Consider the following 14,006-nt stretch of genomic DNA (forward strand, 5'->3'; position numbering starts at 1 on the left):
TCAGCCCTTCGCCCGCGCGAGCGGGTCGGGCAGGTTGAAGTCGGCGCTGAGGAGGTCCTGGTCGAGGGCCGCCGCGGCGACGGTGCCGCTCGCGGCGGCGGCGATGACGGCGGCCAGCGGCATGGGCATGCTCGCGCGCCGTGCCATGTCGCCGGCCGCGTACACGCCGGGGACGCTGGTGCGGGCGAACTCGTCGACCCGCACGCATCCGTCGGGGAAGGCGGCGCAGGCGAGGCGTCCGGCCAGGTCGGAGCGCTGGCGCGGCACGTTGGCGACGAACACCGCCTCCCGGGCCAGGGACGTGCCGTCCTCGAACACGATGTGCTCCAGGCGGCCGTCCGTCCCCTCCAGGCGGGCGACGGGTTCGCAGTGCACGGCGACGCCGTGCTCGTCCAGCACGGCCCGCAGTGCCGGGTCGAGCGGGCGGGCGCCGGTGCACAGGGCGACGCCGGCGGCGAAGCGGCTGAGCTGCAGCGCCAGCCGCACGCGGGCCGGTTCGGCGCCGAGCACGGCGACCTGCCTGCCGGTGCATTCGTAGCCGTGGCAGTAGGGGCAGTGGAACGCCGACCGGCCCCACAGTTCCCGGACGCCGCGCGGGGCGGGGAGGTCGTCGGCGAGCCCGGTGGCCAGCAGGACGCGCCGCGCGGACGCGGTCCCGCCGTCCGCCAGTTCCAGGTGGAAGCCGCGGCCGTCCAGCGGGCGGGCGCCGGTGACGGTCCCGGTCAGGGTGCGCACGGCCGGGTAGGCGGCCAGTTCCTCGCGGCCGAGGCGGCGCAGGTCGGCGGGGGGCGTGCCGTCGCGGGTGAGGAAGTTGTGCACGTTGGCGGCGGTGGCGTTGCGGCCCTGGCCTTCGTCGATCAGCAGCACCGGCCGGTGGACCCGGCCGAGGGCCAGCGCGGCGGCCATACCGGCGGGGCCTCCGCCCACGATGGCGGCGTCGAACATGTCCTGCCTCCAGAGAAACGGTCGTCGCTTGACGTGCGGCCGATTCTGCAAGTTAATGTCAACATGAAGTCAAGTGACTCGATGCGGATCGGGGAGCTGGCCGGGCAGTTCGGCCTCGCCGCGCACGTCCTGCGCCACTGGGAGGCCATGGGCCTGCTGACCCCGGCGGCCCGGGTCAACGGACGCCGCCGCTACACCCGCGACCACGCCGTCCGGGTGATGACGATCATCCGCGCGAAGGCGGCGGGCATGAGCCTGGAGCAGATCCGCGAGGTCCTCACCGTCTCGGGCCGGGACGAGCGGCGGGCGCTGCTGCGGCGCCACCATGAGGAACTGGAACGGCGGCTGCGGGAGATCGCGGCCTCCAAGGCGCTCATCGAGCACCTGATGATGTGCGGGGCGGACGACTTCACCCAGTGCCCCGACTACCGGCGGCTGGCCGAGTCCGCGGTGGCGCCGGAGCATCTCCATGACGGCGGGTGCGTGGTCGCCGACGCCGCCCCCGCCGCCGGCCGGGGGCAGGCGGAGGGCGGCGGCGAGGCCCGCTGACCGGCGGGCGGCCGCGCGGGCCGGGCGGGCCGGGCCACGGCGAACGCGGCCGCGGCGGGACGGACGGCCCGCCGCGGCCGCGTCCCCGCTAGCCCGCGGCCAGCACGGTGAAGGTGAAGTCCGTGCTCGTCGGGCGGCGCAGCGGGATGTCGCACTTGACGCGGCGCCGGACCTCGTTCCTGCTGAGGCCGAGCGCGTTGGCGATGAGCCGGTCGGGCCGGACCGGCACCGGGTCGTCGAAGGCGACCCGCACCTGGACCGGCCACGCCTCGCCGGGCGGTTCCGGCGGGGTGTGGAGCCGCCAGGCGCCCGTCCAGTCCAGGGCGAACCGGTTGCGGCGGGCCAGCAGCGGATCCAGCAGCGTCGCCGCGACCAGTTCCGGATCGTTGGCGCGGTAGCCGCGCAGTGCTGCCGGCGCGAAGGAGCCGACCGGGACCCGCTCGTGCACGGTGAGCTTGGCCGTGCGGTCGCAGGACGCGCAGCGGACCAGCAGCCACACGTCCAGCAGCTTGCCGTTGGCGTTGACGCGGAACCTGCCCTCGCCGGTGGTGGCCGTTCCGTACCGGCAGGCGGGGCACCGCAGCGACAGCAGCGGCAGCCTGGTCCGGCGGACGATCCAGGGCAGCACGGTATGAGGTTGTGAAGACATGGGCTCTCTAGACCTGACACGAGGCCGATTGCGCGCGGCCTCGGACGCTGTAGGGCCGGGGCGCGCGACGGCAGCCCGGCAGAACCGGCGGAGGGGCCGGCTACAGGTGAGCGGAAGAAGGTGTCAGGTCTAAAGAGCAGGCGGGGTCACGCGGTGTCGTCCCTTGTCCTCACGGCAATGGGCCGCAGGCAACCTACGGGACGCCGCCGGAACGCTCAACCGGTTTTCGTCTAGGCGTCGGCGCCGGTGAGTTCGTGGCCCGCCTCCTCGACCGCGGCGCGCACGTCCGCGGTGCCGAGCGGGGCGTCGCTGGTCACCGCGACCCGGCCGGCGGCGACGTCCACGGTCACGGCGGTGACGCCGGCGATGCGCTCGATCTCCTCGGCGACGGCGGCGGCGCAGTGCCCGCAGGCCATGCCGTCGCCGTCCGGTCGGCGGGGACGGAGCGGGTGAGCATGTTCGCGGCGCGCATCCGCCCGTCGGCGGCGAACCGGCCGAAGAAGCAGACCTCGATCCGCAGGTCCTTGCCGCGCTGGTGGACGTGCAGGGTGTAGCGGGCGGCGATACGGTCGCCGTCGGCGAGGGCGTCGTGCACCTCCATCCGCGCGGTGGACCGGTCCTTGCGGACGGGCCGGGTGTGGGCGATGAGGGTGTCGCGGTCCATGCGGTGGCCGTCGGCGACCTGGACGATGTCGGGGGTGTGGTAGCGGTCGACGACCGCCGCCGGGTCGTCGTCGCCCAGCAGGTCCCGGGTGAAGGAGGTGTAGAAGTCGGCGATGAACCGCTCGGGGTCGGTGCCGGCGAGTGCGTGCATGGTGCTCCGCTGGTCGAGAACCGATAACTCTTACACATCGTAAGATATAGAAGGGCCGACAACTTTGACAAGGTGTAAGAGATGACGTCTTCTCCGGCGGCCCGCCGCCGCGCGGACGCGCGCCGCAGCAGGGCCGCCATCCTGGACGCCGCCGTCCGGATCCTGGACGAGCGGCCCGACGCGAGCCTGGGCGCGATCGCGGAGGCGGCGGGCGTGACCCGCCAGACCGTCTACGCCCACTTCTCCTCCCGCGAGCGGCTGCTGGCGGGCGTCGTCGAGCGGATCACCGAGGAGGTCGCCGCCGCGATGGACGCCGCCGCGCCCGACGAGGGGCCCGCCGCCGGCGCTCTGCTGCGGGTGCTGGACGCCGCCGAGCGGGCGGCCCGCCGCTCCCCCGCCCTGACGCGGCGGATCAGCGAGCTGCCGGCGGGGGCGGAGGCCGACCGCGACCGGCACCTGCCGGTCACCGACCGGATCGCGCGGGTGGTGGAGCGGGGCCGGCGCGGCGGCGAGTTCGACGACTCGCTGCCGCTGGACTGGCTGGTCTCGGTGATCGTCCGGCTCGCCCACGCCGCCGGCGAGGAGCGCGCGGCCGGGCGGATGGCGGACCGGGACGCCGCGCACGCCCTGCACGTCAGCGTCCTGCGGGTGCTCGGCGCGGCCGGCGCGGCGGAGGGCCGGCCGTCAGCGCGGTGAGCGCGAGGCGGCGGGGCGCCGCCGGGTCCTGACGGGCCTGGTCACCTGCTTCTCCAGGCACGACGGCATGCCGGTCGGCATGCCCGCCCCCGGCGCCGCACCGGCCCCGTCCACCTCATCCCCCGTATCCCCCGTATCCGCCTTGTCCGTGTCATCGGCGGGGCGTGCGGGGGCGGCGGCGCGGCGCCGGTAGGCGCTGGGCGGCATCCCGACCAGCTCGGTGAAGCGGGTGCTGAAGGTGCCCAGGGACGAGCAGCCGACCGCGAAGCACACCTCGGTGACGCTGAGGTCGCCGCGGCGCAGCAGCGCCATCGCCCGCTCGATCCGCCGCGTCATCAGGTAGCCGTAGGGCGACTCGCCGTAGGCGAGGCGGAACTGGCGGCTGAGGTGCCCGGCGGACATGTGCGCGCCGCGAGCGAGCGCCTCGACGTCCAGCGGCCGGGCGTACTCGCGGTCGATCCGGTCGCGGACCCGGCGCAGCCGCGCCAGGTCGCGCAGCCGCTGCGCCGGATCGGTGGTGCCTCTCACCTGGACGATCCTGCCACACGGCCCTGCCACACGGCCGCCGGGCGCCGCCGGGCCCGGCTCAGCCGGCGACGTAGGCGGCCAGGTGCTCGCCGGTGAGGGTCGAGCGGTCGGCGACCAGGTCGGCGGGGGTGCCCTGGAACACGATCCGGCCGCCGTCGTGGCCGGCGCCGGGGCCGAGGTCGATGATCCAGTCGGCGTGCGCCATGACGGCCTGGTGGTGCTCGATGACGATGACCGACTTGCCGGAGTCGACGAGGCGGTCCAGGAGGCCGAGGAGCTGCTCGACGTCGGCGAGGTGCAGGCCGGTGGTGGGCTCGTCCAGGACGTAGACGCCGCCGTCGCCGCCCATGTGGGTGGCGAGCTTGAGGCGCTGCCGCTCGCCGCCCGACAGCGTGGTGAGCGGCTGGCCGAGCCGCAGGTAGCCGAGCCCGACGTCGCTCATCCGCGCCAGGATCTTGTGCGCGGCGGGGATGCGGGCGTCGCCGGCGCCGAAGAACTCCTCGGCCTCGGTGACCGGCATCGCCAGGACCTCGGCGATGTCGCGGCCGCCGAGGCGGTGCTCCAGGACCGCCGCCTGGAACCGCTTGCCCTCGCACTCCTCGCAGGTGGTGGCGACGCCGGCCATCATCGCCAGGTCGGTGTAGACGACGCCGGCGCCCTTGCAGGTGGGGCACGCGCCCTCGGAGTTGGCGCTGAACAGCGCCGGCTTGACCCCGTTGGCCTTGGCGAAGGCCTTGCGGATCGGGTCGAGCAGCCCGGTGTAGGTGGCCGGGTTGCTGCGCCGCGACCCCTTGATGGGGGCCTGGTCGACCGTCAGGACCCCGTCGCGGCCGGTGACGGACCCGTTGATCAGCGAGCTCTTGCCCGATCCGGCGACGCCGGTGACGACGACCAGCACGCCGAGGGGGATGTCGACGTCGACGTCGCGCAGGTTGTGGGTGGCGGCGCCGCGGACCTCCAGCGCGCCCTTCGGCTCGCGCACCTCCGGTTTGAGGGCGGCGCGGTCGTCCAGGTGCCGGCCGGTGAGGGTGCCGCTGGCGCGCAGGCCCTCGACGGTCCCCTCGAACATCACCTCGCCGCCCTCGGTGCCGGCGCGGGGGCCGAGGTCGACGACGTGGTCGGCGACCGCGATCGCCTCCGGCTTGTGCTCGACGACCAGGACGGTGTTGCCCTTGTCGCGCAGCTGCAGCAGCATGCCGTTCATCCGCTGGATGTCGTGGGGGTGCAGCCCGATCGTCGGCTCGTCGAAGACGTAGGTGACGTCGGTGAGCGAGGACCCGAGGTGGCGGATCATCTTGGTGCGCTGGGCCTCGCCGCCCGACAGGGTGCCGGACGGGCGTTCGAGGCTGAGGTAGCCGAGCCCGATCTCCACGAACGAGTCGAGGGTGTGCTGCAGCGTGGTCAGCAGCGGCGCGACCGACGGCTCGTCCAGCTCGCGCACCCACGCGGCGAGGTCGCTGATCTGCATCGCGCAGGCGTCGGCGATGCTGATCCCCTTGATCTTGGACGAGCGGGCCGCCTCGGTGAGCCGGGTGCCGCCGCAGTCGGGGCAGTCGGTGAAGGTGACGGCCCGGTCCACGAACGCGCGGATGTGGGGCTGCATCGCCTCCCGGTCCTTGGCCAGGAACGACTTGCGGATCCGCGGGATCAGGCCCTCGTAGGTGACGTTGATGCCGTCGACCTTGATCTTGGTGGTCTCCTTGTGGAGCAGGTCGTGCAGCTCGGTGCCGGTGTACTCGCGGATCGGCTTGTCGGGGTCGAGGAACCCCGATCCCATGAAGATGCGGCCGTACCAGCCGTCCATGCTGTAGCCGGGGATGGTGAGGGCGCCCTCGCGCAGCGACTTGGAGTCGTCGTACAGCGCGGTGAGGTCGAAGTCGGTGACGGCGCCGCGGCCCTCGCAGCGCGGGCACATGCCGCCGGTGACGGTGAAGGTGCGCTTCTCCTTGACGGTCTTGCCGCCGCGTTCGACGGTGACCGCGCCGGCGCCGCTCATGGAGGCGACGTTGAAGGAGAACGCCTTGGCCGGGCCGATGTAGGGCTTGCCGAGGCGGCTGAACAGGATGCGCAGCAGCGCGTTGGCGTCGGTGGCGGTGCCGACGGTGGAGCGGGGGTCGGAGCCCATCCGCTGCTGGTCGACGATGATCGCGGTCGTGAGGCCCTCGAGGACGTCGACCTCGGGCCGCGCCAGCGTCGGCATGAAGCCCTGCACGAAGGTGCTGTAGGTCTCGTTGATCAGCCGCTGCGACTCCGCGGCGATCGTGTTGAACACCAGTGAGCTCTTGCCCGACCCGGACACGCCGGTGAACACCGTCAGCCGCCGCTTGGGGATCTCGATGCTGACGTCCTTGAGGTTGTTCTCGCGCGCCCCGTGCACGCGGATCAGGTCGTGGCTGTCGGCGGCGTGCGCCGCCTGCGGCCGGGCGTCCGTCGTCGTGGCCTTGCTCATCGTGTCTCCATCTGGTCGGGCGGGGCCGCGTCCGCGTTCCCCCGTCGGGTCGCCCGGCTCGATCCGCTCAGTCGCGAAGGATATGCCGGGCCGGCCTGCCGCCACGCTATCGGCGGCCACCGACAGACGGCTTCTCGATTCCTGACCGCCCGCCCCCTCGGCGGGCGGTCGCGGGGCCGTCCTCGGGCGGAGCGGACACCGACTTTGGTCGGTGCCGCCGCCGGGCGGGCCGCGGCTAGCCTGTGCCCGGTGGACGAGGTGACGTTCGGGCAGGTGGGCACGGTCTCGGTGGACAGGGGTCCGGTCGACGGGGGTCCGGTCGACGGGGGTCCGGTCGACGGGGGTCCGCCGCGCAGGGCGGCCGGGGCGGTGATCGTGTTCGCGGTGACGGCCGTCCTGGCGGCCCTGACGATGTGGGGGCGGCCGGGGACCGGCGGGAGCCCGGCGCTGGACGCGGCGGCCGGCGCGGTGGCGTGCCTGGCGGCGCCGCTGCTGCTGTGGCGGCCGGTGCCGGCCGCGCTGGCGCTGGGCGTCCTCGCGGCGCTGTCCCCGGCGGCGACGCCCGCGGCGAGCATGGGGGTGCTGCAGGTCGCGCAGCGGCGGCCGTTCCCGGTGGCGGCGGCGGTCGGCGCGGCGGGCGTGGCCGGGCACGTGGCGCAGGGGTGGTGGCGGCCGAGCGGCGGGATCTCCTTCGGCTGGTGGCTGCTGCTGGTCGCGCTCGCCTACGGCGCGCTGGTCGGGTGGGGGGCGCTGGCGCGGGCGCGGCGGGCGCTGGTGGCGTCGCTGCGCGAGCGCGCCCGCCGCGCCGAGGCCGAGCAGGGCCGCCGGGTCGCCGAGGCGCGGATGGCCGAGCGGACCCGGATCGCGCGGGAGATGCACGACGTCCTGGCGCACCGGCTGTCGCTGCTGGCCACCTACGCGGGGGCGCTGGAGTACCGTCCCGACGCGCCGCCGGAGAAGCTCGCGCAGGCGGCGGGGGTGGTCCGCGCCGGGGTGCACCAGGCACTGGAGGAGCTCCGCGAGGTGATCCTGCTGCTGCGCGCCGACCAGCCCGAAAGGGACGGCGAGGGCGGGCCGGACGGCGGGCGGGGCCGGCCGCAGCCCGCGCTGGCGGACGTGCCCCGGCTGCTGGAGGAGTCGCGGGCCGCGGGCGGGCGGGTGGAGCTGCGCGACGGGGTCGCCGGCGCGGGGGACGCGCCGCCGGCGGCGGGCCGCGCCGCGTACCGGGTGGTCCAGGAGGCGCTGACCAACGCGCGCAAGCACGCCGCGGGCGAGCCCGTGCGGGTGGTCCTGGAGGGTGGTCCGGGCGACGGGCTGGTCGTCGACGTCCGCAACCCGCTGGCCGCGGGCGGCGCCGATTCCCCGGCGTCGGGCGGCGCCGGCGCGCTGCCGGGCAGCGGGACGGGCCTGGTCGGGCTGACCGAGCGGGTCCGGCTGGCCGGCGGGCGCCTGGACCACGAGGCCGCGGCGGGCGAGTTCCGGCTGCGCGCCTGGCTACCATGGCCGGCGTGACCCCTCCCCTGCGCGTGCTGATCGTGGACGACGACGCGCTCGTCCGCGCCGGGCTGTCGATGATGCTGGACGGGGCGGGCGGCATCACCGTCGCCGGGGAGGCCGCCGACGGCGCCGAGGTGCCCGCGGCCGCCGACGCGCACGCGCCCGACGTGGTGCTGATGGACCTGCGGATGCCGCGCGTCGACGGGATCACCGCGACCCGCCGGCTGCGGGCCCGGCCGAACCCGCCCGAGGTCATCGTGCTGACGACGTTCGACTCCGACGAGGACATCCTGCGCGCGCTGCGCGCCGGCGCGGGCGGGTTCCTGCTGAAGGACACCCCGCCCGGCCGGATCGTCGAGGCGGTGCAGCGGGTCGCCGCCGGCGACCCGATCCTGTCGCCGAGCGTCACCCGCCGCCTGATGGACCGCGCCGCGACCGAGGCGGGCGCGCACCAGCGGGCCCGCGCGGCGCTCGCCCGGCTCAGCCCCCGCGAGAACGAGGTGGCGCTGGAGATCGCGCGGGGCCGGTCCAACGCCGACATCGCCTCGGCGCTGTTCATGAGCCTGGCGACGGTGAAGGCGCACGTGTCCAGCGTCCTGACCAAGCTGGACCTGGACAACCGCACCCAGATCGCGCTGCTGGTCCACGACGCCGGCCTGGTCTGACCGCCTGGTCCGGCCGCCCCGCCCGTCCGACGGCCCCTCCTCGCACGCCGGGCTCGCGGGCGGGCGGGCCGTGCTGCCGTGCGACCGTGCGGGCGGAAAACCGGTTGGTGGGAGCGGGGACGGTCCCTTACAACGGTCGGCATGCTCCGCAAGTACCCCCGGACCCCGCACATCGCGGGCTCGCGTCTCCAGCCCGGCGACCACGACCTGGCCGCGGCGCCGTTCGCGGAGATCGCCGGGCGGTACCTGGTGGTGGAGGAGAAGCTCGACGGCGCCAACGCCGGCATCAGCTTCACCGCCGAGGGCGCGCTGCGGCTGCAGAGCCGCGGCCACTACCTGACCGGCGGGCCCCGCGAGCGGCAGTTCGGGCCGCTGAAGGCGTGGGCGGCGTCGGTCCAGCACGTCCTGCGCGAACGCCTGGGCGACCGGTACGTGCTGTACGGGGAGTGGCTGTACGCCAAGCACACCGTCTTCTACGACGCGCTCCCCCACTACTTCTGCGCGTTCGACGTGCTGGACCTCGCCGACGGGACGTTCCTGTCGACCGAGCGGCGCGCGGAGCTGCTGGCCGGGGCGCCTGTGGTGCCGGTGCCGGTCCTGCACGAGGGCCCGCTGCCGGACCTGGAGGCGCTGACGGCGCTGGCGGGCCCGTCGACGTGCCGGACCCCTCGGTGGCGGGACGCGCTGCGCGCGGCGGCGGTCGCGGGCGGCGCCGACCCCGACCGCGTCGCCGAGGAGACCGACTCCTGCGAGGAGATGGAGGGCCTCTACATCAAGGTGGAGGAGGACGGCAGGACGGTCGGCCGCTACAAGTGGGTCCGGGCGAGCTTCCTGACCGCGATCCTGGACGCCGGCACCCACTGGCTGGACCGGCCCATCGTCGCCAACGGCCTGGCGGACCCGGAGGTGCTGTATGCGGGTGTTCGATGAGCTGTGCCCGGCGCCGCCGCACTGGACGGTGCCGTGGGACCGGCTCCGGGACGCGTTCTCGTGGGTGCGGGACATGTCCGGCGTCCCGCAGGATCCCGTCCACCACGGCGAGGGCGACGTCGAGACCCACACCCGGATGGCGTGCGAGGCGCTGGCGTCGCTGCCGCAGTGGCGGGCCCGCCCGCACGGCGAGCGGGTGCGGCTGTTCACCGCGGTGCTGATGCACGACGTCGCCAAGCCGCACTGCACCGCGCTGGACGGCGACGGCCGCGTCACCTCGCACGGCCACTCCCGGCGCGGCGACCTGATGGTGCGGCGGATCCTGTGGGAGCTGGGCGCGCCGATCGGCTGGCGCGAGCACGTCGCGGCGCTGGTGCGCCACCACCAGGTGCCGTTCTGGGCGCTGGAGCGCCCCGACCTGCAGCAGATCGCGTTCCGGGCGAGCCTGCTGGCCCGCAACGACGACCTGGTGCTGCTGGCGTCGGCCGACATCCTCGGGCGGATCTGCTCCGACACCGCGGAGATGCTGGACAACGCCGCCCTGTACGGGGAGTACTGCGCGGAGCTGGACTGCCTGGACGCGCCGCGGGAGTTCCCGTCCGACCATGCCCGGTTCTGGTATTTCCGCAAGCCCGGCCGCGACCCCGGCTACGCCGCGTTCGACGACACCCGCTGCACCATGACGGTGCTGTCGGGGCTGCCGGGGGCGGGCAAGGACCACTGGATCGCCGCGCACCGCCCGGACGTGCCGGTGGTGAGCCTGGACCGGCTCCGCGCCGAGATGGGCGTGGCGCCCTCGGGGGACCAGCGGCCGGTGGCCGCCGCCGCGCACGAGGCGGCCCGGGGGCACCTGCGCGCCGGCCGGTCGTTCGTGTGGAACGCCACCAACGTGTCGCGGCAGCAGCGGGAGGCGTGCACGGGGCTGGCCGCCCGGTACCGGGCGCGGGTGGAGATCGTCGCGGTGGAGGCGCCGCCGGGGGTGGTCCGCGACCGCAACCGGGCGCGTCCGGCGCCGGTGCCGGACGGGGTCCTGGACCGGCTGGTGCGCCGCTGGGAGACCCCCGACCCGACCGAGGCGCACCGCGTCGACTGGCTCACCACCGCCTGACCGCCCGCGGCGCCCCTCCGGCCGCGACCGGCGATAATCGGGACGGTGATCGGGCCCGACCATGATCGAGGCCACGGCGAACGGCGGGAGGGCTCATGGAGGGACGGGTGGCGCTGGTGACCGGCGCCGGGTCGGGCATCGGCGCGGCGGTCGCGGCCGCGCTCCTGGACGCGGGCTGGCGGGTGGCGCTCGCCGGGCGCCGCGCCGCCCCTCTGGAGGCGGCCGCCGCCGCGGCACCGGAGGGGGCGGCGGTGGCCGTCCCCGCCGACGTCACCGACCCCGAGGCGGTGCGGGAGCTGTTCGCCGCCGTCGCCGGCCGGTGGGGGCGGCTGGACCTGCTGGTCAACAACGCCGGGGTGTTCGGCCGGTCCGCGCCCGTGCAGGACTACTCCCACCAGGAGTGGCGCGCGGTCGTCGACACCAACCTCACCGGCGCGTTCCTGTGCGCGCAGCAGGCGTTCCGGATGATGAAGGACCAGGACCCGCAGGGCGGGCGGATCATCAACAACGGGTCGCTGTCGGCGCACACGCCGCGGCCCCTCACCGTCGCCTACGCCGCCAGCAAGCACGCGGTGACCGGGCTGACCAAGGCGCTGTCGCTGGAGGGCCGCCCCTACCGGATCGCGTGCGGGCAGATCGACGTCGGCAACGCCGCCACCGATATGACCGGCGCGTTCTCCACCGGCACCGTGCAGGCGGACGGTTCGGTGAAGCCCGAGCCGGTGATGGACGTCCGCCACGTCGTCGACGCCGTCCTGTACATGGCGGGGCTTCCGCTGGAGGCCAACGTCCAGCAGATGACGGTGCTGGCCACGGCGATGCCGTCCTACGTCGGGCGCGGCTGACCCGGCCCCTGGACCGCGTCCTGGGACCGCGCCGCGGGAGCGAGTCCCGCGGCGGCGCGGGGAGGGCGCCGCAGGCACGCCTGTGCACCCTTTGTCGGGGCCCGGACACGTTTAGCCGCCGACAAGGGGGAACGCCACCTTCGAGCGTCGGAACGAACGCGGAGGGGGCCTGAAGGCGATGAGCATCGTGCGGCAGACGCATGACGGCGAGGCGGCGGCCGAGGGCATGGGCGCGCACCGCGTGGACCCCGCCCACGCGGACGGGGCCCGCGCGGCGGACGGGGCCCGGGCACCGGAGTTCCCGTCCCGGCGCACGGAGGCGGGGACGGGCGAGCTGGTGCGGCAGGCCGCGCAGCAGGTCTCGGACCTGACCCGCGCCGAGATCCGGCTGGCGGCCGCCGAGCTGAAGACCAAGGTCCGGCACGCCGGCACCGGCGCCGGGATGTTCGGCGGCGCGGCGCTGGTCGCGCTGTACGGGATGGGCGCGCTGCTGGCCGCGGCGATCGCGGCGATCGCGCTGGCGCTGCCGGTGTGGGCGGCGGCGCTGATCATCGGCGGGTTCCTGATGCTGGTGGCCGGGGTGCTGGCCCTGCTGGGCCGGTCGCAGACCCGGCGCGCCGCGCCGGCCAAGCCGGAGGCGGCCATGGACGGCGCGCGGCAGGCCGTGGCCGAACTGAAGGAGAGGGCGACGCACCGATGACGGTTCAGGGCAGGCACGGAGCCGAGGCCGCCACCGAGGAGCTGCGCCAGGAGGTCGACCGGGCGCGCCACGAGCTCGGCGACACCGTCGAGCTGCTGGCCGCCAAGGCGGACGTGAAGGCGCTGGCCCGGGAGAAGGCCGAGCAGGCCAGGGTCCGGGCGCGGGACGCGGCGGCGTCGGCGTGGCAGGCGGCGGGCTCGGAGCAGGCGATGGCGCGGCTGCGGCTGGGCGGCGCGGTGGCCGTCTCGGCGGGCGCGGTGGGCGCGGCGGCGCTGTGGGTGCGGCGCCGGCGGGCGTCGTCGCGGCCGGTGCTGGGGCCGGTGCCGGGGCGGATGGCGCGGTCGATGTCGTGGCGGACGGCGCGGCGTTCGGGGCCGGTGCGGATGGGGCCGGTGCGGTTGCGGTTCACGGCCGGGCAGCGCCGCGCGGTGAAGGTGCGGCGCGGCAAGCGCCACTGACCCCCGGGGGGGCCGCCCTCCCCGGGACAGGCCCCCGTCCAGACGATCCGGTGAGAGGATCAGCATGCGTGTCCCAGGCGCGATCGCCCACCCCCCGGCCACCTCGTGGCGGGGGGCGCTGAAGCGGACGGTCGGTGAGTTCAAGCGCGACAACCTCACCGCGTGGGCGGCGGCGCTGACCTACTACTCCATCCTGTCGATCTTCCCGGCACTGCTGGTGGTGGTGTCGCTGGTGGGGCTGGCGGGCCGGTCCACCACCGACGACCTGATCGCCAACATCGGGGACCTGGCGCCGGGCGCGGTCCGGGACCTGCTGGTGAGCTCGGTGCGGCAGCTCCAGAACAGCGGCGGCGGCGCCGGGGTGATCGCGGCGGTGAGCCTGCTGGGCGCGGTGTGGTCGGCGTCGGGGTACGTCGGCGGGTTCATGCAGGCGTCCAACATCGTCTACGACGTCCCGGAGGGCCGCCCGATCTGGAAGACCCTGCCGGTGCGGATCGGGGTGACGCTGGTGACGCTGGTGCTGCTGGCGGCGTCGTCGGTCGCGGTGGTGGTGACCGGGCCGCTGGCCCGCAAGGTCGGCGACGTGATCGGCGCCGGGTCGCAGGCGGTCACGGTGTGGGGCATCGTCAAGTGGCCGGTGCTGCTGGTGGTGGTGGCGTTCCTGTTCATGCTGCTGTACTGGGCGTCGCCGAACGCCAAGCGCGGCTTCCGGGGGCTGCTGCCCGGCGGCGTCCTGGCGATCGTGGTGTGGCTGGCGGCGTCGGGGCTGTTCGCGGTGTACGTGGCGAACTTCTCCTCCTACAACAAGACCTACGGCAGCCTCGCGGCGATCATCGTGTTCCTGGTGTGGCTGTGGATCACGAATCTGGCGATCCTGCTGGGCCTGGAGCTGAACGCCGAGCTGGAGCGGGGCCGGGCGATCGCCGCGGGCGCTCCCCCGCGCAGCGAGCCGTACGTGCGGTTCCGCGACACCCGCGCCTTCGACGAGCAGGAGCGCCGCGAGACCGGCGTGGCCGGCGGCGACGGCGCCGAGGAGGGCGCGGACGGGGGCGGCGGGACGGCGGCGCCCGGCCCCGGAGCGACCCGGGGCCGGCCGGGACGCGGCCGCTCCTAGCGGCGCGGACGGGGCCCCGGCTGCGGGGGGTTACCGGGGAATTACGGTCGCCGGAGGGC

General features: G+C 75.4%; 16 protein-coding genes. 10 read left to right on the top strand and 6 right to left on the bottom strand.

Going from position 1 to position 14,006, the window contains the following annotated elements; translation table 11 throughout:
- Entirely contained in the window at positions 1–945 is a 945-nt protein-coding gene (locus CHF16_RS15680) for an NAD(P)/FAD-dependent oxidoreductase (protein WP_089326766.1), read from the bottom strand.
- Positions 946–1,008: 63 nt separating this feature from the next.
- Between CHF16_RS15680 and CHF16_RS15685 the strand changes: the two genes are divergently transcribed.
- Positions 1,009–1,494 (top strand): MerR family transcriptional regulator, encoded by a 486-nt coding sequence (locus CHF16_RS15685; protein WP_245868559.1) that lies wholly within the window; start codon positions 1,009–1,011, stop codon positions 1,492–1,494.
- An 88-nt stretch (positions 1,495–1,582) separates the two neighbouring features.
- Here the strand turns inward: CHF16_RS15685 and CHF16_RS15690 are convergent, their stop codons facing one another.
- From CHF16_RS15690 to CHF16_RS15700, 3 genes are all read right to left on the bottom strand, one after another.
- Positions 1,583–2,122, bottom strand: a complete 540-nt coding sequence (locus tag CHF16_RS15690; protein ID WP_245868563.1) for a DUF1062 domain-containing protein — start codon at positions 2,120–2,122, stop codon at positions 1,583–1,585.
- A 251-nt stretch (positions 2,123–2,373) separates the two neighbouring features.
- The gene (locus CHF16_RS15695) at positions 2,374–2,559 is read right to left on the bottom strand and encodes a heavy-metal-associated domain-containing protein (protein ID WP_089326769.1); all 186 of its coding nucleotides are present in this window, start codon (positions 2,557–2,559) and stop codon (positions 2,374–2,376) included.
- Complete coding sequence (locus CHF16_RS15700) at positions 2,490–2,957, bottom strand: nuclear transport factor 2 family protein (RefSeq protein WP_089326770.1); 468 nt, start codon at positions 2,955–2,957, stop codon at positions 2,490–2,492. Before CHF16_RS15700 ends, CHF16_RS15695 begins: the two co-directional genes overlap by 70 nt.
- 81 nt (positions 2,958–3,038) lie before the next feature.
- Between CHF16_RS15700 and CHF16_RS15705 the strand changes: the two genes are divergently transcribed.
- Complete coding sequence (locus tag CHF16_RS15705) at positions 3,039–3,653, top strand: TetR/AcrR family transcriptional regulator (RefSeq protein ID WP_089326771.1); 615 nt, start codon at positions 3,039–3,041, stop codon at positions 3,651–3,653.
- Here the strand turns inward: CHF16_RS15705 and CHF16_RS15710 are convergent.
- Both CHF16_RS15710 and CHF16_RS15715 read right to left on the bottom strand, forming a co-directional pair.
- A complete protein-coding gene (locus tag CHF16_RS15710) occupies positions 3,642–4,190 on the bottom strand; it encodes a helix-turn-helix transcriptional regulator (RefSeq protein ID WP_089326861.1) in 549 nt (182 codons plus the stop codon). The two genes, CHF16_RS15705 and CHF16_RS15710, sit on opposite strands and share 12 nt — an antisense overlap.
- Positions 4,191–4,239: 49 nt before the next feature.
- Positions 4,240–6,630, bottom strand: a complete 2,391-nt coding sequence (locus tag CHF16_RS15715) for an ATP-binding cassette domain-containing protein (protein WP_089326772.1) — start codon at positions 6,628–6,630, stop codon at positions 4,240–4,242.
- Between the two features lie 249 nt (positions 6,631–6,879).
- Between CHF16_RS15715 and CHF16_RS15720 the strand changes: the two genes are divergently transcribed.
- The 8 genes from CHF16_RS15720 (at position 6,880) to CHF16_RS15755 (ending at position 13,947) form a co-directional block, all read left to right on the top strand.
- A complete protein-coding gene (locus CHF16_RS15720) occupies positions 6,880–8,142 on the top strand; it encodes a sensor histidine kinase (protein WP_245868564.1) in 1,263 nt (420 codons plus the stop codon).
- Complete coding sequence (locus CHF16_RS15725; RefSeq protein ID WP_089326773.1) at positions 8,130–8,792, top strand: response regulator; 663 nt, start codon at positions 8,130–8,132, stop codon at positions 8,790–8,792. The genes CHF16_RS15720 and CHF16_RS15725 overlap by 13 nt, the downstream gene beginning before the upstream one ends.
- 141 nt (positions 8,793–8,933) lie before the next feature.
- Entirely contained in the window at positions 8,934–9,722 is a 789-nt protein-coding gene (locus CHF16_RS15730; protein WP_089326774.1) for an RNA ligase family protein, read from the top strand.
- On the top strand, positions 9,706–10,830 hold the full coding sequence (locus tag CHF16_RS15735; RefSeq protein ID WP_089326775.1) for an AAA family ATPase: 1,125 nt from the start codon (positions 9,706–9,708) through the stop codon (positions 10,828–10,830). The genes CHF16_RS15730 and CHF16_RS15735 overlap by 17 nt, the downstream gene beginning before the upstream one ends.
- A 95-nt stretch (positions 10,831–10,925) precedes the next feature.
- Positions 10,926–11,675 (top strand): SDR family oxidoreductase, encoded by a 750-nt coding sequence (locus CHF16_RS15740; protein ID WP_179271545.1) that lies wholly within the window; start codon positions 10,926–10,928, stop codon positions 11,673–11,675.
- A 178-nt stretch (positions 11,676–11,853) separates the two neighbouring features.
- Positions 11,854–12,375 carry a phage holin family protein gene (locus CHF16_RS15745; protein ID WP_245868566.1) on the top strand — a complete coding sequence of 174 codons (522 nt, stop codon included), beginning with the start codon at positions 11,854–11,856 and terminating at the stop codon, positions 12,373–12,375.
- Positions 12,372–12,833: a DUF3618 domain-containing protein gene (locus CHF16_RS15750; RefSeq protein ID WP_089326776.1), complete on the top strand. Its 462-nt coding sequence runs from the start codon at positions 12,372–12,374 to the stop codon at positions 12,831–12,833. Before CHF16_RS15745 ends, CHF16_RS15750 begins: the two co-directional genes overlap by 4 nt.
- A 64-nt stretch (positions 12,834–12,897) precedes the next feature.
- Positions 12,898–13,947: a YihY/virulence factor BrkB family protein gene (locus CHF16_RS15755; protein ID WP_089326777.1), complete on the top strand. Its 1,050-nt coding sequence runs from the start codon at positions 12,898–12,900 to the stop codon at positions 13,945–13,947.
- Positions 13,948–14,006 lie beyond the last annotated feature (59 nt).

The organism is Actinomadura meyerae (assembly GCF_900188445.1).
Taxonomy (GTDB): Bacteria; Actinomycetota; Actinomycetes; order Streptosporangiales; family Streptosporangiaceae; genus Spirillospora; species Spirillospora meyerae.

Bases quoted from the DNA above. Each gene is read 5' to 3' on its own strand.
- CHF16_RS15680 (WP_089326766.1), bottom strand. From the start codon at position 945: ATGTTCGACGCCGCCATCGTGGGCGGAGGCCCCGCCGGTATGGCCGCC.
- CHF16_RS15685 (WP_245868559.1), top strand. From the start codon at position 1,009: ATGAAGTCAAGTGACTCGATGCGGATCGGGGAGCTGGCCGGGCAGTTC.
- CHF16_RS15695 (WP_089326769.1), bottom strand. From the start codon at position 2,559: ATGGCCTGCGGGCACTGCGCCGCCGCCGTCGCCGAGGAGATCGAGCGC.
- CHF16_RS15700 (WP_089326770.1), bottom strand. From the start codon at position 2,957: ATGCACGCACTCGCCGGCACCGACCCCGAGCGGTTCATCGCCGACTTC.
- CHF16_RS15705 (WP_089326771.1), top strand. From the start codon at position 3,039: ATGACGTCTTCTCCGGCGGCCCGCCGCCGCGCGGACGCGCGCCGCAGC.
- CHF16_RS15715 (WP_089326772.1), bottom strand. From the start codon at position 6,630: ATGAGCAAGGCCACGACGACGGACGCCCGGCCGCAGGCGGCGCACGCC.
- CHF16_RS15725 (WP_089326773.1), top strand. From the start codon at position 8,130: ATGGCCGGCGTGACCCCTCCCCTGCGCGTGCTGATCGTGGACGACGAC.
- CHF16_RS15730 (WP_089326774.1), top strand. From the start codon at position 8,934: ATGCTCCGCAAGTACCCCCGGACCCCGCACATCGCGGGCTCGCGTCTC.
- CHF16_RS15735 (WP_089326775.1), top strand. From the start codon at position 9,706: ATGCGGGTGTTCGATGAGCTGTGCCCGGCGCCGCCGCACTGGACGGTG.
- CHF16_RS15740 (WP_179271545.1), top strand. From the start codon at position 10,926: ATGGAGGGACGGGTGGCGCTGGTGACCGGCGCCGGGTCGGGCATCGGC.
- CHF16_RS15745 (WP_245868566.1), top strand. From the start codon at position 11,854: ATGAGCATCGTGCGGCAGACGCATGACGGCGAGGCGGCGGCCGAGGGC.
- CHF16_RS15750 (WP_089326776.1), top strand. From the start codon at position 12,372: ATGACGGTTCAGGGCAGGCACGGAGCCGAGGCCGCCACCGAGGAGCTG.
- CHF16_RS15755 (WP_089326777.1), top strand. From the start codon at position 12,898: ATGCGTGTCCCAGGCGCGATCGCCCACCCCCCGGCCACCTCGTGGCGG.